Source organism: Streptomyces sp. f51, assembly GCF_037940415.1.
Classification (GTDB): domain Bacteria; phylum Actinomycetota; class Actinomycetes; order Streptomycetales; family Streptomycetaceae; genus Streptomyces.
The window spans coordinates 4,410,259-4,432,910 of sequence record NZ_CP149798.1 but is presented as its reverse complement, the minus strand read 5'-3'; the positions used below and the strand labels follow the sequence as shown (position 1 = coordinate 4,432,910).

The following is a 22,652-nucleotide window of genomic DNA, read 5'->3' as shown; positions in this document are numbered from 1 at the left end:
GCGTCATTCCCGTGTACGGCAGCGGCGTCACTGTAAGCCCTTTCCGATCACCTTGGGAACGGGGTTACCGTGCGGGAACCTCACGGCCCCGGCAGTTCCCGCGCCCGGGTCTCCAGCAGCTCCCGTTCCCGCCCGTTGCGGGCCAGCGCGGCGGCCCGCCCGAACTCGGCGCGCGCCTCCTCCGTCCGTCCGAGCCTGGCCAGCAGGTCCCCCCTGACGCTGGGCAGCAGGTGGTAGTCGCGGAGCGCGGGTGCGCCGGCGAGGCCGTCGACGATGACGAGCGCGGGCTCCGGGCCCTCGGCCATCGAGACGGCCACGGCGCGGTTCAGCTCGACCACGGGCGACGGGGAGCGGGCCGCCAGCAGGGCGTACAGGGCGGCGATCCGCCGCCAGTCGGTGTCCCCGTAGGTGAAGGCCTGCGCGTGGCAGGCGGCGATGGCGGCCTGGAGCGCGTACGGCCCCGGGCTGCCGGTGGCGACGGCGTTGGCGCGGCTCAGCGCGGTGTAGCCGCGGCGGATCAGCATGCGGTTCCAGCGGCGCCGCTGCTGGTCCTTGAGCAGGACGGGTTCGCCGCCGGGCCCGGTGCGGGCGGCCGACCGGGACTCCTGGAGTTCCAGCAGGGCGGCGAGAGCGTGCACCTCGCTCTCCTTGGGCATCAGCTCGGCGAGCACCCGGGCCAGCCGCAGCGCGTCCTCGCACAGCGCGGGGCGCAGCAGGTCGTCGCCCGCCGTGGCCGCGTACCCCTCGTTGAAGACGAGGTAGATGACCTCAAGCACGGACCCGAGCCGGGCCTCACGCTCGGGCCCGTAGGGGACCTCGAAGGCGACCCCCTTCGTGGCCAGCGTCCGCTTGGCCCGCACGATGCGCTGGGCGACCGTCGCCTCCGGGACGAGGAAGGCGCGGGCGATCTCGGACGTCGTCAGTCCGCCGAGCAGCCGCAGCGTGAGCGCGATGCGGGCCTCGGCGGACAGGACGGGGTGGCAGGCGGTGAAGACCAGGCGGAGCAGGTCGTCGTCGATGTCGTCCGGGTCGGAGGGTTCGTCGAGGTGGTGCGGCGCGGACAGCGACAGGTCGCGCCCGACCTCCTCCAGCTTGCGCGCGTAGCGCTCACGGCGGCGTACGAGGTCGATCGCGCGGTGCTTGGCCGTGGCCGTCAGCCAGGCGCCAGGGTTGTCCGGGACACCGTCGCGCGGCCACTGCTCCAGTGCCGCGACCAGGGCGTCCTGCGCGAGTTCCTCGGCGATGCCGACGTCACGGACGATCCGGGCCACGCCCGCGATGATGCGGGGGGACTCGATACGGAAGATGGTCTCGACGGCGGTGCCGACGCCGCCGGCGGGTGCCGGTGCGGGGTGCTGTTCCACAACCCACCATGAGACACCCACGGCGGCGTCCGGCCAAGGAGCGCTCAGCCCCCGGCGATCTCCCGCACCTCGCAGGTGACCGTCCAGTGCTCCTCGTGCACCTTCAGGAACCGCTTGGTCCACTCCACGGCCTCGGCCATGTCCTTGCACTGCATGATCGCGTAGCCGCCGACGACCTCCTTGGACTCGGTGAAGGGGCCGTCGGTGACGGACAGTTCGCCGCCCGAGTAGTGGACGCGCTTGCCCTGCGCGCTGGGCGTCAGACCCTCGGTCTCCAGCATGACGCCGGCCTTGGTGATCTCCTCGATGAGCTCGCCCATCCGCTGCATCAGTTCGGGGCTGGGTCCTTCGGCGGGCGCGGTGCGCTCGTCGATCTGGACGAGGGAGAGGTAGCGGGGCATGGTGACTCCTCGTGTCTGGGTGTCTTCGGTATCCCGGAGGCGGGCTTCTTCCCGCCTCTCACCCGTGCGTCGAACACCGGACACCCGTTTCGACACCCTCCCCGGATTTCCTCGGATTTCTTTCCCCCGGCGGGGTGAGGGGGTCGGACGGCGGAGCCCCGCGAAGCCCTCGGGTCATGCGAGCGATGCCCAGAGGTCGCTCGCCTCCGGTTCGTCCGCGATCACCCGGTTGTGGTCCGAGGGGGCCGTCACGACCGGCATCATCACCGTCCTGACCTCGTCGGACGAGAGGGACTTCAGGCTCTGGCCGAGTCTCGTCAGTTTGCCGAGCGAGTCCAGTCCCGTGTCCGTCGTGAGGCTGCCGGTCACCGCGTTCGCGACCTCGTAGAGCCTGGCCGGGTCGGTGAGCAGGCCGGCCGAGGAGATCTGCTCCAGCAGGGCCTTGACCAGCTTCTGCTGGAGTCCTATCCGGCCCAGGTCGCTGCCGTCGCCTATGCCGTGCCGGGTGCGGGCCAGGGCGAGGGCCTGTGTGCCGTCCAGATGGTGGGTGCCCGCCGCGAGGTGCAGATGGCTCTTGTCGTCGTCGATGTCCTGGCCGGTGGTGACGGTGACCCCGCCGAGGGCGTCGACCAGCTTCGCGAAGCCCGAGAAGTCGATCTCGATGTAGTGGTCCATCCGGACGCCCGTGACCGCCTCGGCCGTCTTCACGGCGCACACCGGTCCGCCCACCGAGTAGGCGCTGTTGAACATCGCGTCGTGGGCCACCGCCGTCGAACCCCCGGACGGCAGCGGGCAGGACGGACGGGTGACCAGGGTGTCCCGCGGGATGCTGACGACCGTGGCGGCGGTGCGTCCCGCGTCGATGTGCACGACCATCGCCGTGTCGGAGCGCGCCCCGGAACTGTTTCCCCCGCCGAGCTTCGCGTTCGCCTTGCCGCTGCGCGAGTCGGAGCCGAGGACCAGGATGTTGAGGGCGCCGCTGGGCAGCGGCGACGCGGACGCCGAGGCCGGGGCGGACGCCTCGGGCAAAGGTGTCACCACCGCCCGCGCCGGCCGGTTGTCCCCGAGCGCGCTGTCGATGTCGACGCTTCTGATGTTCTGGTTCAGATGCCAGTACGCCCAGCCCGCGGTGCCGGCGCCGAGCACCAGCAGTCCCGTCAGGGTGAGGCCGGCGGCCTTCAGTACGCGCGACCGCCGGCCCCGCCGTCCGCCCACTTCGCCGTTCTCGTCATGTCCGGTCACGGACAGGAACGTAAGTCCGAATTATTAGGGGACTGTTAGGGACAGTGACACGGGACGGTTTTCTTCGGAGAATCTCATGCTTCTCAGCCAGGGCTCAGCGCGGCCCCGGAGCGGACCGCCCCGCCCGCTCCCCTCAGCTCCGGCTCAGCCGAGCGTCACCGTGGGCGCCGGATTGGCCCCGCTCCAGGAGGCGTTGAACCCGAACGTCACCGAACCCCCGTCCGGGACCGTCCCGTTGTAGGAGGCGTTGGCGCAGCTCACCGCCGCACCGGTCTGGGTGCAGTTCGCGTTCCAGGCCTGGGTGATCCGCTGGCCCGCCCCGTACGTCCAGTTCACCTTCCACGAGGAGAGCGCGGCCCCGGAGCACGCGATGCGCACCTGCCCGGTGAACCCGGTGTTCCACTGGGTCTGGACGCTGTACACCGCCGTGCAGGCGCCCGTGGGCGGTGGGGTCGTGGCCCCTCCGCCGAGCGAGGCCGCGATGGCGTCGTAGGCCGGTTTGGGCGCGTAGTTCTCGTCGTACGGGGTCGCCGCGCCGTAGCCCGAGAAGACGTCCGGGATCCAGGAGTCGGAGTCGGTGAAGCCCCAGACGGTCACGCCGTAGCAGCGGGCCACGGCGACGCAGGCGTCGAAGACCGCCTTGTAGTCGGCGGCCTGCTGCGCCAGTTTGGCGCTGTCGGACGGGAGTTGCATGCGGACGTCGAGCTCGGTGACCGCGACGTCGACGCCGAGGTCGGCGAAGCGCTGGATGTTCTGCTGGAGGGTGCCGGGGACCTGGCCGACGATGAGATGGGCCTGGAGGCCGACGCCGTCGATCGGGACGCCGCGCGCCTTCAGGGACTTGACCAGGTCGTACAGGGCGGTGCTCTTGGCGTTGACGCCCTCGACGTTGTAGTCGTTGATGTAGAGCTTGGCGCTCGGGTCGGCGGCGTGCGCCCAGGTCAGAGCCTGGGCGATGTAGTCGGAGCCGAGGCCGTTGTACCAGAGGGTGGAGCGATAGGTGCCGTCCTCGTTGAAGGGCTCGTTGACCACGTCCCAGGCGGCCAGTTTGCCTTTGTAGCGGGTGACTTCGGTGGTGATGTGGTCCTGGAGCAGACCGCTCAGCTCGGCGGTCGTCCAGGTGCCGTTGGTCAGCCAGCTCGGGTTCTGGCTGTGCCAGACCAGGGTGTGACCGCGCACCTGCTGGTTGTGGGCCTGCGCGAAGGCGACGATCTGGTCGGCCTCGGCCCAGTTGAAGCTGCCCCGGGTGGGCTCGACGGTGCCCCATTTCATCGCGTTGCCCGGGGTCAGCGAGCTGAACTGGCCTCCGGCGATGTCGCCGTAGGTCCCGGTCAGCTTGGAGCCGGTGACGGCGGTGCCGATGGCCTTGCCCTTGGCGGCGGCGAGGTCGCGCAGCGGGGCTGCGGCGGCGTGGGCCGTCGTGCCGGCCGCCAGCAGGGTCGCCACGGTGACGGCTCCGGCGAGCAGGGCGGCGGCGCGGCGGCGTAAGGGGCGGGTTCTGATCACACGGGTTCGGGAGGTTCTCATGGCGGGTGCCTCCGAAAGTTTCGGTCGTCCAACCGATTGACTTCGCAGGAGTGTGAAGGGGGACGCCCCACCCGTCAATACGGCCTCCTGGCCCCGGGTTGCCCCACCCCACTTTTTTCGCCCCCTCCGCCCCTACCCGACCCGTACCCGGGGCTCCGCCCCGGACCCCGCTCCTCAAACGCCAGAGGGGCTGAATGTTCCCGCGCTGAAAGGTGACCGGGCAGGGCTGAACTTTCACCGGCCGGAGCTGAAAGGCGGCCGAAATAGGCACGCACCCGCAGTCGGCCGCGGGCCGTCGGGGCCGTGCCGGTACATCGATGGCCGTCGCCACCGACGCCCACACCTCACCCAACGGCGACGGCCTGATGCACCGGCACGGCCCCGACCCACCCACCGGACCGAAGCCGAAGCCGAAGCCGCGACCCCGACCTCACGCCGGAGGCGCCCCCGTGCTGCTGCGGACCACCAGGCTCGTCGCCAGTTCCATCCGCGTCCCCGCCGACGGCCGCTCCTGGCGGCTCAGGTCGAGCACCAGCTTCGCCGCCGCCTCGGCCATCTCGGTCAGCGGCTGCCGTACGGTCGTCAGCGGCGGCCCCACCCAGCGGGCCACCGGCAGATCGTCGAAGCCGACCACGCTCAGGTCCTCGGGAACGCGCAGCCCCAGCTCACGGGCGGCCTCGTACAGACCGAGCGCCTGGAGGTCGTTGCCGGCGAACACGGCCGTGGGCCGGTCGGGGCGGCGCAGCAGGTCGAGACCGAGGCGGTAGCCGGCCTCGTGGTGGAAGTCCCCGGCGACGATCAGCGAGGGATCGACGGGCACCCCGGCCGTCTCCAGCGCGGCCCGGTAGCCGTCGACCCGGGCCCGGCTGCACATCATCCGCGAGGGCCCGCTGATGGCGCCGATCCGGGTGTGGCCGAGTTCGACGAGATGCCGGGTGGCGGCGAGGCCGCCCTGCCAGTTGGTGGCGCCGACCGAGGGCACGTCGACGCCCGGGTCGCCGGCCGGGTCCATCACCACGAACGGGATGGATCTGCTGGTCAGCAGGGCGCGCTGGGAGTCGTCGAGACCCGAGAGGACGAGGACCACGCCGTGCGGGCGGCGGGCGGCGACCTGGTCGGCCCAGGTCCGGCCGGGGGTGAGCCGCCCGGCGGACTCGGAGAGCACCACGCTGAGCCCGGCCTCCCTGGCGACGTTCTCCACCCCCCGGATGACCTCCATCGCCCAGGCGCTCTCCAGCTCGTGGAAGACCAGGTCGATCAGCGGCGAACGGGAAGCCTCGGCCCGGCGGCGCCGGTAGCCGTACGCGTGCAGCAGCTCCTCGACACGCGAGCGGGTCGCGGGGGCGACGTCGGCGCGGCCGTTGAGCACCTTCGAAACAGTCGGAGCCGAGACCCCGGCCTCCCGGGCGATCTCGGCCAGCGTCGCCGTCTGTGCTTCTGCGGACTTCCCAGGCTTCATGGCGGCGATCGTATCTCTGCGCGACCCCTTGACGGACCCAGCGGATCGCCTTACGTTCCCGGAACATTCGAAAAATAACTCGAAACATTCGCGATGGATCATCGACGATCCTTCGCGCCTACCGAGAGGTGCCGTCCCATGGAGTCCCACAGCAGACGTTGGTTCCTCGGCGCGGGCACGGTCGCGCTGGCCTCTGTCGGCGGGCTCACCGCCTGCGGCTCCGGCAGCGGCTCGGGCGCCGACGGGACGCTCACCGCGTTCGTCTACGGGGACGACGCGGCGAAGATCCAGGTCAAGTCCGTGAACCGGTTCAACGCCTCGGCCGCCGCGAAGAAGGCCAAGGGCACGATCAAGCTCCAGAAGGTGCCCGCCACCGACTACCCGGCCAAGCTGCGCACGGCGATGGGCTCCCCCAACGCGCCCGACGTGTTCTTCAACTGGGGCGGCGGCTCCATCAAGGCCTACCGGGAGGCCGGCCAGCTGGTCGACCTGACCGACGTCATCGCGTCCGACCCGGTGCTCAAGAGCGGCTTCCTGCCGTCGGTGCTGGCGGCGGGCGGGCTGGACGGCAAGAACTACGGCGTGCCGATGCGCGGCATGCAGCCCGTGATCCTCTTCTACAACAAGTCCGTCTTCGCGGAGCACAAGCTCCAGCCGCCCACCACCTGGGACCAGTTGCTGGACCTCAACACCAAGCTGAAGAAGGCGAACATCACCCCGTTCGCCCTCGGCGGCGCGGACATCTGGCCCGAACTGATGTGGCTGGAGTACCTGGTCGACCGGATCGGCGGCCCCCAGGTCTTCGAGAAGATCAAGAACGGTGACGCCTCCGCCTGGGGCGACCCGGCCGTCCTCAAGGCCGCCCAGACGGTCAAGCAGCTGATCGACGACGGCGCCTTCGGCAAGGGCTACAGCTCGGTGGGCTACGGCAACGGCGGCGCGCCCGCGGTCTTCGCCAAGGGCAAGGCGGCGATGCACCTGATGGGTTCGTGGGAGTACTCCACGCAGCTCGGCAAGTTCCCCGACTTCGCCAAGAAGAACCTCGGCTGGTGCGCCTTCCCGCAGATCGAGGGCGGCGCAGGCGACATCCGCAACGTGGTCGGCAACCCCACCAACTACTGGTCGGTGAACGCCCACACCTCCAACAAGGACGCGGCGATCGCCTTCCTGCGGGACTCCGCCTCCCTGGCGTACACCAAGGAACTCATCGCCAACGGCGACGTCCCGGCCACCGCGAACGCGGCGACCCTCCTGGACGCCTCCCCGAACCCGGAGTTCGCCAAGTTCCAGTACGAGATGGTGCAGAAGGCCCCGGCGTTCACGCTGAGCTGGGACCAGGCGGTCGACCCGAACGTGGCGACGCCGATGCTCACCGAGGTCAACAAGCTGTTCGTGGGCAAGTCCTCGCCGGCGCAGTTCGTGGCGGCGCTCAAGGAGCTGAAGTGAGCGTCACGCAGCTCAAGGGCGGCCCGCGCAGCGCCGCGGGCCGCCCCCGCTCCGCCCGGCGCAACCGGGCCGGCCGCCCCAGCGCGGTCCTGGCCCTTCCCGGCGTCCTGTTCTTCGCGTTCTTCGCCCTCGCCCCGATGGTCCTGGCCTTCTATCTGTCGTTCACCCGGTGGAACGGCCTGGGCGACCCGCAGCCGGCCGGTCTGGCCAACTGGCGCAAGCTGCTGAGCGACGACCGGCTGGGCCAGTCGCTGACGGTCACCGTCGCGCTGACCGCGGTGAGCTGGGCGTTCCAGACGGTGATCTCACTGCTGCTGGGTGTCTGGGCCGCGGGCAGACAGCGCAACCGCGCGGTGCTCTCGGCGATCTTCTTCGTGCCGTTCCTGCTGTCGTCCACGGCGATCTCGCTGCTCTTCTACGCCCTGCTCGACCCGAACTTCGGCATCATCCACCGGGACACCCTGGGCACGACCAGCGGCGCCTTCCTCGCGATCGTGTTCGTCGGCGGCTGGCAGTTCATCCCCTTCCACACCCTGATCTACCAGGGCGGGGCCCGACAGATCCCCGAAGTCCTGTACCAGGCGGCCGCGATCGACGGCGCCGGCCGCTACCGCCAGTTCTTCTCGATCACCCTGCCGCAGCTGCGCAACACCGCGACGACGTCGAGCGTGCTGATGATCGTCGGTTCGCTGACGTACTTCGAGACGGTCCTGATCCTCACCCAGGGCGGTCCGGGCACCGACACGGCGATCCTGCCGTACCTGATGTACGAGGCGGGCTTCAAGAGCTACGACTTCGGCTACGCGAGCGCCGTCGCCTCCTTCCTGGTGCTCGCCGCGACCGCGTTGTCCCTGCTGATGGTGAAGCTGTCCGGCTTCGGCGCGATGCGCAGCACCCGGGAAGGGATGTGACGGCATGTCACACGACACCTTGTCCCGTCCCGTGAGGACGGACTCCGCCCCGGCCGCCGAGCGGCCCGCGCGCCGCCGCGGGCACTGGTCCCGGCGCGCCAACCCGCTCGCCGGCGCCGGCGCGCTGATCTGGCTGGCGGTCGTGATCGTCCCGATCTACGCGATGATCTCGGCCTCGCTCACCCACCAGGACGAGGCACTGGGCCACAACGCCCTGAAGCCGCCGTCCCATCCGACCCTGGACAACTACAACACCGTTCTGCACAACGGCTTCGGCCACCTGCTGTGGAACACCGTGCTCGCGGCGGCCGGGGTCGTCCTGATCGTCCTGGTGCTGTGCGTCCCGCTGTCCTACGTGGCCGTGCGCACCCGCGGCGTCTGGTCGGGGGCCGCGTTCCGGCTGTTCCTGCTGGGCGTGGCGATCCCGGCCCAGGCCGTGGTGGTGCCCCTCTATCTGATGATCGCCAAGCTGAACCTCTACGACAGCCTGCTCGCGATCGTCCTGCCGACGGCCGCGTTCGCCATGCCGGTGTCGGTGCTGATCCTCACCGGCACGCTGCGGGACATCTCGGAGGAGATGTACGAGGCGATGGCGCTGGACGGCGCGTCCACCACCCGGATGCTGTTCCAGCTGGTCATCCCGATGGCCAAGGGCGGCATCAGCACCGTCGTCATCTTCTCGGCGCTCCAGGCCTGGAACGGCTTCCTCTTCCCGCTGATCTTCACCCAGTCCGACGGACCGCGGGTCCTGACACTCGGCCTGTTCAACTACGTCAGCGAGTTCGGCGTGAACATCCCCGCGATCCTCGCCTCGGTCGTCCTCTCCGGTGTCCCGATCTTCATCGTGTACCTGGTGGCCCGCCGCGCGCTGGTCGGCGGCCTCATGGGTGTGGGCGGCAAGTGAACGTGTACGACCAGGGGCGGCCGAACCCCCCTTTCCCCGACAGGAGTTCCATGACCACCCCTCCCTGGCGCGACCCCGCCCTGCCCGCCGCGACCCGCGTCGACGACCTGCTCTCCAGGATGACCCTGGAGGAGAAGACCGCCCAGCTGTACGGCGTATGGGTGGGCGCCGACACGGACGGCGGCGGAGTCGCCCCGCTCCAGAGCGAGATGACCTCCGCGTACGACTGGGACGAGCTGATCACCCGCGGACTCGGCCAGCTGACCCGCTCCTTCGGCACCGCCCCCGTGGACCCGGCGCTGGGCGCGCAGGCCCTGGCCCGCGCCCAGCGCCGGATCACCGAAGCAGGCCGCTTCGGCATCCCCGCGGTCGCCCACGAGGAGTGCCTGGCGGGCTTCACGGCCTGGCAGGCGACGGCGTACCCGGTCCCGCTGTCCTGGGGTGCCACCTTCGACCCCGCGCTGGTGGAGGAGCTGGGCCGGCGCATCGGCGAGGACCTGCGCTCGGTCGGCGTCCACCAGGGCCTCGCCCCGGTCCTGGACGTGGTCCGCGATCTGCGCTGGGGCCGGGTGGAGGAGACGATCGGCGAGGACCCCTACCTCGTCGGCACCGTCGCCACCGCCTACGTGCGGGGCCTGGAGTCGGCCGGGATCGTGGCCACGCTCAAGCACTTCGCCGGATACGCGGCCTCGGCGGGCGCCCGGAACCTGGCACCGGTGCGGGCGGGGGTGCGCGAGCTCTCCGACATCACCCTGCCGCCGTTCGAGATGGCGCTGCGCGAGGGCGGCGCCCGTTCGGTGATGGCCGCCTACAACGACACCGACGGCGTCCCGGCGTCGGCCGACCCCTCCCTGCTGACCGAACTGCTCCGCGAGCAGTGGGGCTTCACCGGCACGGTGGTCTCGGACTACTTCGGCGTCGGCTTCCTCCAGAGCCTGCACCGGGTGGCCGGCAGCGAGGCCGAGGCGGCGCACAAGGCGCTGGAGGCCGGCATCGACGTCGAGCTGCCCACCCTGAAGTGCTACGGCGAACCGCTGGTGGCCGCCGTCCGCGCGGGCACCGTGCCCGAGTCGCTGATCGACCGGGCGGCCCGCCGGGTGCTGCTCCAGAAGTGCGGACTCGGCCTGCTGGACGAGGACTGGCGACCGGAGACGGGCCGCCCCGTCGACCTGGACTCCGCGGGGAACCGGGCGCTCGCCCGCAGGCTCGCCGAGGAGTCGGTGATCCTGCTGGACAACGCCGACGGCGTGCTGCCGCTGGCCCCGGACACGCGGATCGCGGTGATCGGCCCGCGCGCGGACGACCCCCTGGCGATGCTCGGCTGCTACTCCTTCCCCTCGCACGTGCTCACGCACCACCCCGACGTTCCGGCCGGCGTGGACATCCCGACCGTCCTCGACGCGCTGCGCGCCGAACTGCCGGACGCCAAGGTGACGTTCGCCCCGGGCTGCGGGGTCTCGGAGCCGGACCGCTCCGGTTTCGAGGAGGCGGTGGCACGGGCCGCCGAGGCCGACGTGTGCGTGGCGGTGCTCGGCGACCGGGCCGGTCTGTTCGGCCGGGGCACCTCGGGCGAGGGCTGCGACGTGGCCGACCTCGGGCTGCCGGGCGTACAGGGCGAACTGCTCGACGCGCTGGTCGCCACGGGGGTGCCGGTGGTCCTGGTGCTGCTCACCGGCCGCCCGTACGCGCTGGGCCGCTGGCGGGAGCGTCTCGGCGGCGTGGTCCAGGCGTTCTTCCCCGGCGAGGAGGGCGGTCCCGCACTGGCGGGCGTACTGTCCGGCCGGGTCGGCCCGTCGGGCCGGCTGCCGGTGAGCGTGCCGCGCGATCCGGGCGGCCAGCCGTGGACCTATCTCCAGCCGCCGTTGGGCCTGAAGGGCGAGGTCAGCAATCTGGACCCGACACCGCTGTACCCGTTCGGCCACGGCCTCTCGTACACGTCGTTCGCCTGGGAACCGGACGGGACGCCCGGGGCCGAGATCGGCACCGACGGCTCGTACGACGTGTCGGTGACCGTGCGCAACACCGGTGAGCGCGCGGGCGCCGAGGTCGTCCAGCTGTATCTGCACGACCCGGTGGCCTCGGTGACCCGCCCTGACGTGCGGCTGATCGGCTACGAGCGGCTGGACCTGGCGCCGGGTGAGGCCCGCCGGGTGACCTTCCGCTTCCACGCGGACCTCTCGGCGTTCACCGACCGCACCGGCACCCGGATCGTCGAGCCGGGCGCCCTGGACCTGCGGCTCGCCGCTTCGAGCGCGGACACGCGCCACACCGTCCGGCTCGATCTGACGGGTCCGGTACGGCGGTTGGGCACGGACCGGCGCATGCGCTGCGGGACGGAGGTCGTGCCGGTGCCCTGACCCGGCGTCCGGCCGGTGTGCCCCGTGCCGACGGGGGACACCGGCCGGACCCGTGCCGTCAGCCCACCGACTCGAATCGCCACCTGTGGACCGCCCGGGAGACCAACTCGTCGTCGGGGTCCGGCAGTTCGGGAAGCTCGGCGTGGTACTCCGCGTCCCACCAGGTGATGACGAGGACCCGGTCCTGCGGGGCCCGGAGGATCTCCTGGCGCACCGGGCTCCCGGGGATCTTGTGCCCCCGCACCCAGGCGAGCAGGTCCTCGCCCCGGCCGGCGGCGGCCCGGGCCTCCCACATCACGGCGACGGTCACGGGTACAGGTTCTCCTTCGCGACCTCGTGCACGTGATCGTGCGTGTGCGTGTGCCCGCGCCCCGGCACGTGCGGGTCCGTCACCGGCAGAGAGGAGTCCGCCGACAGGTCCCAGTCGGAGGCGGCCCGGTTGCGGGCGACCATCTCGGCGCCCAGCGCGGCGACCATCGCGCCGTTGTCCGTGCACAGCTTGGGGCGCGGCACCCGCAGCCGGATCCCGGCGGCCTCGCAGCGCTCCTGGGCCAGCACGCGCAGCCGTGAGTTCGCGGCCACGCCGCCGCCGATCATCAGGTGGTCGACGCCCTCGTCCTTGCACGCGCGGACGGCCTTGCGGGTGAGCACGTCCACCACGGCCTCCTGGAAGGACGCGGCCACGTCGCGCACCGGCACCTCCTCCCCCGCCGCCCGCTTCGCCTCGATCCAGCGGGCCACGGCGGTCTTCAGACCGGAGAAGGAGAAGTCGTACGCGGGATCGCGCGGACCGGTGAGACCGCGCGGGAACGTGATGGCGTTCGGGTCGCCCTCCTTGGCGTACCGGTCGATGACCGGGCCGCCGGGGAAGCCGAGGTTCAGCACCCGGGCGATCTTGTCGAAGGCCTCGCCCGCCGCGTCGTCGATGGTCGCGCCCATCGGCCGTACGTCGGAGGTGATGTCGGTGGACAGCAGCAGCGAGGAGTGGCCGCCTGACACCAGCAGGGCCATCGTCGGCTCCGGCAGCGCGCCGTGCTCCAGCTGGTCCACGCAGATGTGGGAGGCGAGGTGGTTGACGCCGTACAGCGGCTTGCCCAGCGCGTAGGCGTACGCCTTCGCGGCCGAGACGCCGACGAGCAGCGCCCCGGCGAGTCCGGGTCCCGCGGTGACCGCGATGCCGTCCAGGTCCCTGGCCGACACCCCCGCCTCCTTCAGCGCGCGTTCGATGGTCGGGACCATCGCCTCCAGGTGCGCCCGGGACGCGACCTCGGGAACGACCCCGCCGAAGCGCGCGTGCTCGTCGACGCTCGACGCGATGGCGTCGGCGAGCAGGGTGTGGCCGCGGACGATGCCGACGCCGGTCTCGTCGCAGGAGGTCTCGATGCCGAGGACGAGGGGTTCGTCAGCCATGGGTCTCTGTTCCTTGTACGGAGGTCGATGGGTCGTGCAGCCGCATCACCAGGGCGTCGATGTTCCCCGGCTGGTAGTAGCCGCGCCGGAAGCCGATGGGCTCGAAGCCGAAGCGCTCGTACAGCTTCTGGGCGCGGACGTTGTCCACGCGGCACTCGAGCATCACCTCGGCGCAGTCGAAGTCGCTGGCCGCCCGCAGCAGTTCGGTCAGCAGCCGGCCGCCGAGGCCGGTGCCCCACTGGTCCTGGCGCACCGCGATCGTCTGCACGTCGCCCAGGTCCCCCGAGGCGGCGAGCCCGGCGTAGCCGACGATCCGGCCGCCGTCGCAGGCGACCAGATAGCGCCGGGTCGCCTCCGGGCCGCGGGCATGGGCCAGTTCGGACCAGAACATGCCCCGGGACCAGGCGTCCACGGGGAACAGTTCCTTCTCCAGCTCCAGGACGGGATCGATGTCCCACCAGCGCATCTCGCGCAGCACGACGGTCACTTGGGGGTGACCACCTTGTAGTTCTTGGGCACCTGGGCGTCCGGGCGGCGCAGGTACAGCGGCCTGGGCGGCTCCAGTTCCTCGCCCGCGGCCAGCCTCTCGGCGGCGAGCGAGGCGAGGGCCGCGGCCGAGACGTTCTCGGGCGCGCGGGCGTCCTTGAACGTGTCGGGGTAGAGGAGGGCGCCCGCGCCGACGGCGGGCAGCGCGGCGACGGCCTCGTCGATCTCGGCGGGACGGTCCACGGCGGGCTCCGACAGCCGCGTCGTGCGGTCGGCGTAGCGCGCCCAGTAGACCTCCTTGCGGCGGGCGTCGGTGGCGACGACGAACGGTCCCTCCACGTCGGCCGCGTAGGCGAGCCCGTCGAGGGTGCAGACGCCGTGCACGGGCACGCCGAGCGCGACCCCGAACGTGTCGGCGGTCATGAGGCCGACGCGCAGCCCCGTGTAGGGGCCGGGGCCGACGCCCACGACGACGCCGGTGACGGCGTCCAGCCTGAGGCCTGCGTCGGTGAGCACCCGGTCGACTGCCGGCAGCAGAAGCTCTCCGTGCCGGCGCGCGTCCACCTGGCTCGACGAGGCGATGACGGACGTGCCGTCGTGCAGGGCGACGGTCACGGCGGGGGTGGCGGTATCCAGAGCGAGCAAGAGCACGCAAACAGCGTACGGCGCCGGAGCCCGGAGCAAGGCCGCCCGGGACTCTCGTCCCTCGGCTGCTACCGTCAGCGCAAGGACGTACGAAGGTCGAGAGGTGGGCACACAAGGTGGCTAGGAGCAGCTCGGGAATCGTGGCCGGGCTCACCGTGGCGGCGCTCGCCGCAGTCGGCTTCCTCGCCTTCCAGGCACACGCGAACGTTCCGGACAGCCTGGGCAAGCCGAGCGGAACCGTTTCGGTCAGGACCTCGGCCCCGAAGGCTCCCAAGACGGCCAAGAAGGACCCGAACGCTCTGCCTGCCCCGTCCGGCACCGGGACCCGGGTCGTCTACTCGCTCGGCGCCGACCGGGTGTGGCTCGTGGGCGCGGGCGACAAGGTGAAGCGCACCTTCAAGGTCACCCCGGGCACGGTCGACCCGGCCGCCGGCACGTACGCCGTCACCTCGCGGACGGGCCTGACCCCCGGGTCCGACGGAACACAAGTCGAGCACGTCGTACGGTTCACGCAGGTCAGCAGCATCGCCGTCGGCTTCAGCGCCGCGGTGGACGGCACCACGGAGGCCCCGGACCCGGGGAAGAAGCTCGGCGGCATCCGCACCTCGCGCGGCGACGGCAACGCGATGTGGGCGTTCGCCACCGTGGGCGCGAAGGTCGTCGTCGTCAAGTGACCGCCGGCCTCCCGCCGAGCCGCCGACAGACGCTGTCCTGACTCCGCCGCTGTCCTGACTCCGCCGGGGCCCTGACTCCGCCGGCCCTGATCCCGTCGCGGTCCTGATCCCGTCGCGGTCCCGGCAACCGATGCCCCGGCCCCGCCGTGGCCTCAGGCGGCCCTGCGGGGGTGCCGGTGCTCGGCGGCGGCCGGTTCGCCCAGAGGCGGGGCGGGCGGCCTCGACACCGCCTCCGCCATCGCGCACGCCGCCAGCAGATCCCGCATCGGCACCCCGGCCGTCGCGCGCGGCGCGGCCGGCACGTCACGTTCTGAAGCCGGCACTTCGGCCGACTCTGCTGCCGACATGGACGCCTCCTCGGGTTTCGGGGGCAAGCGTGGTTAGGTAGACCTAACTACGTACTGATGTCCATGTGACCACGGCCGGGACACGGAACGCAATATTTTGCCGACGACCTGTCGGAAACGTTGGCCGAATGTACGAGCGAGGGACACCGCCCCGCTCAGGAGGCGGTGACGTGGGACGCCCGCCCCGTTCAGGCCGCGAGCACGGTCAGATCGGCGGCGGCCCAGCGCCGCCCGAGGCCCCTGACGCTCACGTGCCGCACCTCGTCGGTGGTGTCGCCGACGGCCCGGTGGATGACCACGTGCAGCCGGTCGTCGGTCAGCTCCTCGACCTTGCCCTCGCCCCACTCCACGACGATCACGGAGTCGGAGAGCGAGACGTCGAGATCGAGGTCCTCCATCTCGTCGAGCCCGCCGCCGAGGCGGTACGCGTCCACGTGCACGAGCGGCGGTCCGTCGCCGAGGGAGGGGTGCACGCGGGCGATGACGAAGGTCGGCGAGGTGACGGCTCCGCGCACGCCGAGTCCCTCGCCGAGTCCGCGGGTCAGCGTTGTCTTGCCCGCGCCGAGCTCGCCGTTCAGCATCACGAGATCGCCCGCGCGCAGCAGCTTGGCCAGTCTGCGGCCCAACTCCTGCATCTGCTCGGGAGAGTTGACGGTGATCTGCGCGCCGACGCCGTCCTGGGCGGGCTCAGCCGGGTTGTGCGCTGCTGCTGGTGCTTCCATAAGGGCCCACGGTAGCCCCTGCCGGCACGGCCCCGGCGCGCACGAGGAGGTCGGCGAGGCGGTCTATGACGACCTCGGGATGCTCCAGCATGACCAGGTGCCCCGCGTCCGGGACGAGGACCAGCTCGGCCTCCGGCAGCAGGTCCGCGATGGCCTCGCTGTGCTCGCTCGGCGTCACCAGGTCCTTGACCCCGGCGAGGACGAGGACGGGCATCTCGGCGAAACGGGCCAGGGCCGCGGTCTTGTCGTGCTCGGTGAACGCCGGGTAGAACTCGGCGACCACGTCGATCGGCGTGCCCTCGATCATCCGTTCGGCGAACCGCTCGACGGCCGGATCGACGTCCCGGCTCGCGAACGAGTACCGCTTGATGACCCCGGCGAACAGATCCGCCGTGGCCCGCCGGCCCCGCTCCACCAGGGCCGCCTGCTGCCCCAGCGCCTTCAGCACGCCCGGGAGCACGCGCCGCACGGCGGCGACGCCCGCGACCGGCAGGCCGAAGTTGACCTCGCCGAGCCGCCCCGACGACGTGCCGACCAGGGCGACACCGACGACCCGGTCGCGGATCAGCTCGGGGAACTGGTCGGCGAGCGCCATGACGGTCATGCCGCCCATCGAGTGCCCGACGAGCACGATCGGGCCCTCGGGCACCGCCGCTTCTATGACGGCGAGCAGGTCGCGGCCGAGCTGGTCGATGGTGACCGGCTTGCGGTCCTCCAGCTGGGCCACACCCCGTCCGGACCGTCCGTGGCTGCGCTGGTCCCAGTGCACGGTGCGCACGACACCACGCAGGGCCGCGCGCTGGAAGTGCCAGGAGTCCTGGTTGAGGCAGTAGCCGTGGCTGAAGACGACGGTCACGGGGGCGGGCGCCTTGCGGCCGAAGAGCCGGCGCCTGCGCGGGGCGAGCGAGGACTCCGGCTCGGCCTCGTCGACCTCGTAGTACAGCTCGGTGCCGTCGTCCGCGTACGCCTTGCCGGGCGTCCCGCGCAGCGTGCCGTACGGGCCGGTCGAGTCGAGGGCGAGCCGCGCCTTCTTGCGCATCCCCCGCCCGACCGTGAGCCGCTCGATCGCGACCCCCGCCGCGGCGCCCGCCGCGACCACGCCTATCGCCGCTCCGGCGACACCGGCCTTGCGCCAGTTGCCGGCGGAGGCGGCGGCCGAGGCCGCGCTCACGACGACCTCCGCGCTGGTCTCGCTCACGTCCCGCTCCTCTTCGCTCCGGCTCTCGGCTGTCCGCTGTGGGCTGTCGGCTCTGGCTGTACGCGCGTCGGCGCGGCTTCCGCCCGCCGGGTGCCGCCCGGCGCCGTTCACCCGCCGGGTCCCGCGCGCCTGTTCGGCTAAGGGGTGTTACCCGCCTTGTTCCTCTTTCACTTTCACGTAGACGCGCGGAACGCGGGTTCCGATGCGTGTCACGATCTCGTACGCGATCGTGCCCGCCGCGCGCGCCCAGTCCTCGGCGGTGGGCTCGCCGCCGTCGCCCGGCCCGAAGAGGACCGCGCGGGCCCCCGGCTCCGGCTCGTCGCCGCCGAGGTCGACGACGAACTGGTCCATGGCGACGCGGCCCGCGACGGTACGCCACTTGCCGCCGACCAGGACGGGGCCCGTGCCCGAGGCGTGCCGCGGGACGCCGTCCGCGTAGCCGACGGGGACGAGGCCGAGGGTGGTCTCGCCCGGCGTGACGTAGTGGTGGCCGTAGCTCACGCCGTGGCCGGCCGGTACGTGCTTGACCAGCGCGAGCGAGGCGCTCAGGGTCATCACCGGGCGCAGTCCGAAGTCGGCGGGGGTGCCGAGCTCGGGGCTCGGCGAGATCCCGTAGACCGCGATCCCGGTCCGTACGAGATCGAAGTGGCTCTCGGGGAGGGTCAGGGTCGCGGGCGAGTTGGCGATGTGCCGCACCTCGGGGCGGACGCCCTGCTCCTCGGCGTACGACACCATCTCGCGGAAGAGCGCGAGCTGGGCCTGGATCGAGGGGTGGCCCGGTTCGTCGGCGCAGGCGAAGTGGGACCAGAGACCGGTGACGGTGATCAGCCCGCGGGCCTGCGCGGCCAGGGCCCCGGCGACGAGTTCGGGCCAGTCGGCGGGCTGGCAGCCGGCCCGCCCGAGGCCGGTGTCGGCCTTGAGCTGCACCCTGGCCCGCGTCCCGACGGCCTCGGCGGCCGCCACGGCCTCCCTGAGCGCCCACATCCCGCTGACCGAGACGTCGATGTCTGCCTCGATGGCCTCGGCCCAGGGGCCGCCCGGCGTCCAGAGCCAGCACATGACCCGGCCCGGCAGGCCGGCGGCCCGCAGGGCGAGCGCCTCCTCCGGGGTGGCCGTGCCGAGCCAGGTGGCGCCCGCCTCGCGCGCTGCGCGGGCGCACGGGACCGCGCCGTGGCCGTACGCGTCGGACTTGACCACGGCCATCAGGGCCGCGGTCGGCGCGTGGGCACGCAGGGTCCTCACGTTGGCTCGCAGGGCGGCCAGATCGATCTCGGCGCGGGCGCGCAGGGGCGCGGTCCGCGGGTGTGCTGTCTCTGTCATCGCGCCCCAGTCTCTCAGAGGCGCACGGCGGCCTTCCGGCACCGGTCCCCGCTCCACGTCACGACGCCGCCCCCGGGGGGGGGGCCGATCCCGGGGTGTCCCGGTCCGGGGTCCGGGCCGGGGGTTGGGCCGTGGGTGTGGACCGGCCCCGGACGACCGGCCCCGGACCGGTCCGAGGCGGACCCGTCCGGGGCCGGACGGTTGTGCGCGGTCCCTGCCTGGACCTCGCCGCCGGCCGCCGGCCCCTGCCCCCGTCCTGTCCCTGTCCCCTAGCCGTGGTGCCTTCGGCCCCACACGTAGACGTGGTCGCCCTTCCTGAGCACCTTCCAGAGCCCGCGGGCGTCGGCGAGCCGCAGGTTCACGCAGCCCATCGAGCCGCCGCGCGTGCGGATGCTGCCGCGGACGGCGTGGAAGGCCTGCCCGCCGCTGAAGAACTGGGCGTACGGCATGGGGCTGTTGTACAGGGTCGACCAGTGGTACCGGTGCCGCCAGTAGATCCTGAACCAGCCCGTACGGGTGGGGTGCCGGACCCCGCCGCTGCGCATCGGCACCGGGCCGAACAGGATCCGGCCCCGCTGCTGCACCCAGGTGCGCTGGTGCGTGAGATCGACGCAGGCGACCCGGTACGAGCGGACCGGGCAGCCGGGGAGGGTCCGGGCGCCGGCGTCGGCCGACAGCGCCCGCGTCCGGGCCCAGGTCGCCGCTCCGGGGGTCCCGTCGGCGGGCTCGACACCGTGCCTCTTCTGGAAGGCGCGGACGGCCCGGCAGTCGGCCGCCGACTGCTTCCCGTCCTCCCTCAGCCTCAGCCACCGCTCGACCCGCCGCTGATACGGCCCGCCGTGCCCTCCGCAGTCCCTCGCGCCACGACCCGGGCCGGAGCGGTCCGACCCGGCACCGGCGGGAGCCGACCGGCCCGACGGGGATCCGGCCTGCCCGAAGCGGACGGGTACGGACCCGTCCGACCGCGGGCCGACCGGACCGGAGTCGCGCCCGGACCCGGTCGGCCAGGACCCGTGGGCCGGGGACATGACCCACGCGGGCATGCCCGACGCGCCGCCGTCCGCTCCGCCCCCGCGCGACCCGGCACCGGGAGCCGGTCCACCCGACCCGGCCAGCGCGGACGTCGTCGGCGTGAACCCGCCCCGTGCGAACGTGCCCCGCGGGGTCCGCCCCGCGGCGGGGCCGCCGTTGGCCGTCGGCAGTATCCGGTCGCCCGGGGTGTCCCCCGGCCAGGACCGATGCGATCCCCCGTCCGCGCGGGGCCATCGTTCACCGGCATGCCCGGAGGGGGGCGGCAGCGGAGCGGACGCGGCCGCCACCGTCCCGACGGGCACGGCCGCCACCGCCGCCAGCAGCACCGCGATCCCCCGGCAAGCCCTTCGTCTGCTCATCACGCGAACAGACATACGCAACATCACCCGCCCCCGGGCCACGCCACACGCAACGGGTCCCCCGATCGCGGCAACGCCCCCGGCACCTGCACCCCGGGCCGACCGAACGGACCCGACCTGTGCGAACACCCCGAACCAAGCCAGCCGCACCGAGCCACACCGGCAGGTCGAGCCACGCCACGCTGGGCCGGGCGAGCCGCGCCACGCTGGGCCGGGCGGGCCGCGCCACGCTGGGCCGGGCGGGCCGGGCGGGCCGCGCCACGCTGGGCCGGACAAGCCGAGCCGGACCGCGCCGCGAGGCTGCACCAGACCGAGCCGAGCGAGCCGGGCGGGCCAGGCGGGCCGGGCCGGGCCGGGCGGGCCAGGCGAGCCGCGCCGGGCGGGCCAGGCGAGCCGCGCCACGCCGGGCCGGGCCGGGCCGGGCAAGCCGAGCCGGACCGCGCCGCGAGGCTGCACCAGACCGAGCCGGGCAGGCCGCGCCACGCTGGGCAGGCCGCGCCGGGCCGGGCGAGCCGCGGGGCTGCACCAGACCGAGCCGAGCGAGCCGCGCCGGGCCGGGCGGGCCGGCCCGAGCCGGGCGGGCCGGGCCGAGCCGCGCGGGCCGGGCCGAGCCGCGCGGGCCGGGCCGAGCCGCGCGGGCCTGGCGAGCCTGGCGAGCCGCGCCAAGCTGGGCCGGACAAGCCGAGCCGAACCGCGCCGCGAGGCTGCACCAGACCGAGCCGAGCGAGCCGCGCCGCGCTGGGCAGGCCGCGCCGGGCCGGGCGAGCCGCGCCACCCTGGGCCGGGCAAGCCGAGCCGGACCGCGCCGCGAGGCTGCACCAGACCGAGCCGGGCGGGCCGGGCGGGCCGCGCCTGGTGGGTCAGGGGCGCGCCTGGCGGGTCAGGGGCGGCGATGCCCTGGTGGGACCGTCAGGGGCGGTCGAGGGTGTCGCGCCAGGCCTCCGGGATCGCCTCGGCCACGTCGTGGGCTCCCGCGGGGGCGCCGTTCGCGGCGAAGCGGCCGGCCAGGCCGTGGAGGTACGCGGCCACGCTTCCCGCGTCGAGCGCGGAGAGTCCCGACGCGAGCAGCGAGCCCGCCAGGCCCGACAGCACGTCCCCGCTCCCCGCGGTGGCCAGCCACGCCGTGCCGGTGGCGTTCACCCGCACCGCGCCGCCGGCGGGCCCCGCGACCAGTGTCGTCGCGCCCTTGAGGAGGACCGTCGCGCCGTACAGCCCGGCCAGCTCCCGAACGGCCGCCAGCCGGGCCTCCTCGACCGCCTCCCGGGCGACCCCGAGCAGCGCGGCGGCCTCCCCGGCGTGCGGGGTCAGCAGCGTGGGCGCGCTACGGGCCCGTACGGCCCCCCGGTCGGCGAGCCGCAGCCCGTCCGCGTCCACCAGCACCGGCACGTCCGCGTCCAGCACCTCGGCGACCGCCGAGGCGTCGTCCCCGGCCCCGGGGCCCACCACCCAGGCCTGCACCCGGCCCGCTTTCGCCGGCCCTGTGCCGGACACCAGCGTCTCCGGGAAGCGCGCGATCACGGCGTCCGCGGCCGGTCCGACGTACCGCACCGCGCCCGCCCCGCCGCGCAGCGCCCCGGCCACGGCGAGCACGGCCGCCCCCGGATAGCGGGCGGACCCGGCGGCGATCCCGACGACACCGCGCCGGTACTTGTCGCTCTCCGCGCCGGGCGAGGGCAGCCGGGCCGCGACATCGCCGTGCTGGAGTGCCTCCAGATCGGCCGGGTCCGGCAGGTCGAGCCCGATGTCCACGAGCCGTACGGAACCGGCGTACCCGCGCGCCGGATCGACGAGCAGCCCCGGCTTGTGGGTGCCGAAGGTGACGGTGAGGTCGGCGCGGACGGCCGGGCCGAGCACCTCTCCGGTGTCGGCCTCGACCCCGCTCGGGAGGTCGACGGCGACGACGGCCGCGCGGGAGGCGTCCGCGAGGCCGGCGAGCCGTGCCGCCTCGGGCCGCAGGCCGCCCTTGCCGCCGATCCCCACGATGCCGTCGACCACGAGGTCGGCGCGCCGCAGCAGGGGTTCGGCCGCGGCGGGCGCGGCCGTGGTGCCCCCGGCACGCAGCAGCGCCGCCAGTCCCCCCGGGTGGGTCCGCTCGGGGGCGAGCAGCACGGCGGTGACGCCGGCCCCGCGCCGGGCGAGGCGCGCCCCGGCGTAGAGGGCGTCGCCGCCGTTGTCCCCGCTGCCCACCAGCAGGACCACCCGGCGGCCGTAAACCCGGCCCAGCAGGTCCGCGCAGGCGGCGGCCAGTCCGGCGGCCGCCCGCTGCATCAACGCCCCCTCGGGGAGCCGTGCCATCAGCTCCCGTTCGGCGGCTCTCACGGTCTCCACGCTGTACGCAGTACGCATGGGGCCGAGTCTCCCGCACCGGCCCGCCCCGTGCCCGCTCCCCGCACCGGGAACCCGTGTCACGCGGGCCCGCGCGGCTCCGTACCGACCGGCCCCGGGGGCACGGCCCCGGTCACCCCTCCGCCACGACCACGGCCGAGGCCACCCCGGCGTCGTGACTGAGCGACACGTGCCAGGAGGACACGCCCAGTTCGGCCGCGCGGGCCGCGACCGTGCCCTTCACACGCAGCCGCGGCCGGCCGCTGTCCTCCACGTAGACCTCGGCGTCCGTCCAGTACAGCCCGGCCGGGGCGCCCAGCGCCTTGGCGAGCGCCTCCTTCGCCGCGAAGCGGGCGGCGAGCGAGGCGATGCCCCGCCGTTCTCCGCTGGGCAGCAGCAACTCGCTCTCCACGAAAAGGCGTTCGGCCAGTCCGGGCGTCCGCTCCAGCGACGCCCGGAACCGGTCGATCTCGGCCACGTCGATACCGACCCCGATGATGCTCATGCCGAAACCCTAGAGGGC

The 22,652-nt window shown here is 73.4% G+C and carries 21 protein-coding genes; 5 read left to right on the top strand and 16 right to left on the bottom strand.

All coding sequences use genetic code 11. From position 1 onward, the window contains the following. Positions 1 to 80: 80 nt before the first annotated feature. The 5 genes from WJM95_RS19485 to WJM95_RS19465 all read right to left on the bottom strand — a co-directional run bounded on the left by WJM95_RS19485 (position 81) and on the right by WJM95_RS19465 (position 5,993). Entirely contained in the window at positions 81 to 1,364 is a 1,284-nt protein-coding gene (locus WJM95_RS19485; RefSeq protein ID WP_339130972.1) for a sigma-70 family RNA polymerase sigma factor, read from the bottom strand. 44 nt (positions 1,365 to 1,408) lie between these two features. Further along, positions 1,409 to 1,765 (bottom strand): YciI family protein, encoded by a 357-nt coding sequence (locus WJM95_RS19480; RefSeq protein ID WP_339130971.1) that lies wholly within the window; start codon positions 1,763 to 1,765, stop codon positions 1,409 to 1,411. Positions 1,766 to 1,939: 174 nt separating this feature from the next. Further along, positions 1,940 to 3,007, bottom strand: a complete 1,068-nt coding sequence (locus WJM95_RS19475; protein WP_339130970.1) for an LCP family protein — start codon at positions 3,005 to 3,007, stop codon at positions 1,940 to 1,942. Positions 3,008 to 3,151: 144 nt separating this feature from the next. Then, positions 3,152 to 4,534: an endo-1,4-beta-xylanase gene (locus tag WJM95_RS19470; RefSeq protein ID WP_339130969.1), complete on the bottom strand. Its 1,383-nt coding sequence runs from the start codon at positions 4,532 to 4,534 to the stop codon at positions 3,152 to 3,154. Positions 4,535 to 4,964: 430 nt separating this feature from the next. Beyond that, positions 4,965 to 5,993: a LacI family DNA-binding transcriptional regulator gene (locus tag WJM95_RS19465; RefSeq protein WP_339130968.1), complete on the bottom strand. Its 1,029-nt coding sequence runs from the start codon at positions 5,991 to 5,993 to the stop codon at positions 4,965 to 4,967. Positions 5,994 to 6,131: 138 nt separating this feature from the next. Between WJM95_RS19465 and WJM95_RS19460 the strand changes: the two genes are divergently transcribed. From WJM95_RS19460 to WJM95_RS19445, 4 genes are all read left to right on the top strand, one after another. Continuing rightward, complete coding sequence (locus tag WJM95_RS19460) at positions 6,132 to 7,439, top strand: extracellular solute-binding protein (protein ID WP_339130967.1); 1,308 nt, start codon at positions 6,132 to 6,134, stop codon at positions 7,437 to 7,439. An 89-nt stretch (positions 7,440 to 7,528) separates the two neighbouring features. Then, positions 7,529 to 8,350: a sugar ABC transporter permease gene (locus tag WJM95_RS19455; protein ID WP_339135675.1), complete on the top strand. Its 822-nt coding sequence runs from the start codon at positions 7,529 to 7,531 to the stop codon at positions 8,348 to 8,350. Positions 8,351 to 8,354: 4 nt separating this feature from the next. Further along, entirely contained in the window at positions 8,355 to 9,254 is a 900-nt protein-coding gene (locus WJM95_RS19450; RefSeq protein ID WP_339130966.1) for a carbohydrate ABC transporter permease, read from the top strand. A 50-nt stretch (positions 9,255 to 9,304) separates the two neighbouring features. Beyond that, on the top strand, positions 9,305 to 11,611 hold the full coding sequence (locus WJM95_RS19445) for a glycoside hydrolase family 3 N-terminal domain-containing protein (protein WP_339130965.1): 2,307 nt from the start codon (positions 9,305 to 9,307) through the stop codon (positions 11,609 to 11,611). Between the two features lie 58 nt (positions 11,612 to 11,669). Here WJM95_RS19445 and WJM95_RS19440 read toward each other — a convergent pair whose 3' ends face one another. Genes WJM95_RS19440 through tsaB form a run of 4 tightly spaced genes read right to left on the bottom strand, consistent with a single transcriptional unit; the run spans position 11,670 to position 14,158 of the window. After that, entirely contained in the window at positions 11,670 to 11,921 is a 252-nt protein-coding gene (locus tag WJM95_RS19440; RefSeq protein WP_339130964.1) for a hypothetical protein, read from the bottom strand. Beyond that, entirely contained in the window at positions 11,918 to 13,021 is a 1,104-nt protein-coding gene (gene tsaD / locus WJM95_RS19435; RefSeq protein ID WP_339130963.1) for a tRNA (adenosine(37)-N6)-threonylcarbamoyltransferase complex transferase subunit TsaD, read from the bottom strand. The genes WJM95_RS19440 and tsaD overlap by 4 nt, the downstream gene beginning before the upstream one ends. Then, a complete protein-coding gene (rimI, locus tag WJM95_RS19430) occupies positions 13,014 to 13,487 on the bottom strand; it encodes a ribosomal protein S18-alanine N-acetyltransferase (protein WP_339135673.1) in 474 nt (157 codons plus the stop codon). Before rimI ends, tsaD begins: the two co-directional genes overlap by 8 nt. Positions 13,488 to 13,504: 17 nt before the next feature. Further along, positions 13,505 to 14,158, bottom strand: a complete 654-nt coding sequence (tsaB, locus tag WJM95_RS19425; RefSeq protein ID WP_339130962.1) for a tRNA (adenosine(37)-N6)-threonylcarbamoyltransferase complex dimerization subunit type 1 TsaB — start codon at positions 14,156 to 14,158, stop codon at positions 13,505 to 13,507. Between the two features lie 110 nt (positions 14,159 to 14,268). Here tsaB and WJM95_RS19420 point away from each other — a divergent pair, with 110 nt between their 5' ends. After that, positions 14,269 to 14,826 carry a hypothetical protein gene (locus WJM95_RS19420; protein WP_339130961.1) on the top strand — a complete coding sequence of 186 codons (558 nt, stop codon included), beginning with the start codon at positions 14,269 to 14,271 and terminating at the stop codon, positions 14,824 to 14,826. Between the two features lie 152 nt (positions 14,827 to 14,978). Here WJM95_RS19420 and WJM95_RS19415 read toward each other — a convergent pair whose 3' ends face one another. The 7 genes from WJM95_RS19415 to WJM95_RS19385 form a co-directional block, all read right to left on the bottom strand. After that, on the bottom strand, positions 14,979 to 15,173 hold the full coding sequence (locus WJM95_RS19415) for a hypothetical protein (RefSeq protein ID WP_339130960.1): 195 nt from the start codon (positions 15,171 to 15,173) through the stop codon (positions 14,979 to 14,981). A gap of 188 nt (positions 15,174 to 15,361) precedes the next feature. Next, complete coding sequence (gene tsaE, locus WJM95_RS19410; RefSeq protein WP_339130959.1) at positions 15,362 to 15,895, bottom strand: tRNA (adenosine(37)-N6)-threonylcarbamoyltransferase complex ATPase subunit type 1 TsaE; 534 nt, start codon at positions 15,893 to 15,895, stop codon at positions 15,362 to 15,364. Next, positions 15,861 to 17,093: an alpha/beta hydrolase gene (locus WJM95_RS19405; protein ID WP_339130958.1), complete on the bottom strand. Its 1,233-nt coding sequence runs from the start codon at positions 17,091 to 17,093 to the stop codon at positions 15,861 to 15,863. The genes tsaE and WJM95_RS19405 overlap by 35 nt, the downstream gene beginning before the upstream one ends. Before the next feature lie 147 nt (positions 17,094 to 17,240). Further along, positions 17,241 to 18,413 carry an alanine racemase gene (gene alr / locus WJM95_RS19400; RefSeq protein WP_339130957.1) on the bottom strand — a complete coding sequence of 391 codons (1,173 nt, stop codon included), beginning with the start codon at positions 18,411 to 18,413 and terminating at the stop codon, positions 17,241 to 17,243. A gap of 269 nt (positions 18,414 to 18,682) precedes the next feature. Next, positions 18,683 to 19,804, bottom strand: coding sequence for a L,D-transpeptidase family protein (locus WJM95_RS19395; RefSeq protein WP_339130956.1), 1,122 nt, complete (start codon positions 19,802 to 19,804; stop codon positions 18,683 to 18,685). 909 nt (positions 19,805 to 20,713) lie between these two features. After that, entirely contained in the window at positions 20,714 to 22,150 is a 1,437-nt protein-coding gene (locus WJM95_RS19390; RefSeq protein ID WP_339130955.1) for an NAD(P)H-hydrate dehydratase, read from the bottom strand. A 112-nt stretch (positions 22,151 to 22,262) separates the two neighbouring features. Then, a complete protein-coding gene (locus WJM95_RS19385) occupies positions 22,263 to 22,634 on the bottom strand; it encodes a holo-ACP synthase (protein ID WP_339130954.1) in 372 nt (123 codons plus the stop codon). Between the last annotated feature and the right edge of the window lie 18 nt (positions 22,635 to 22,652).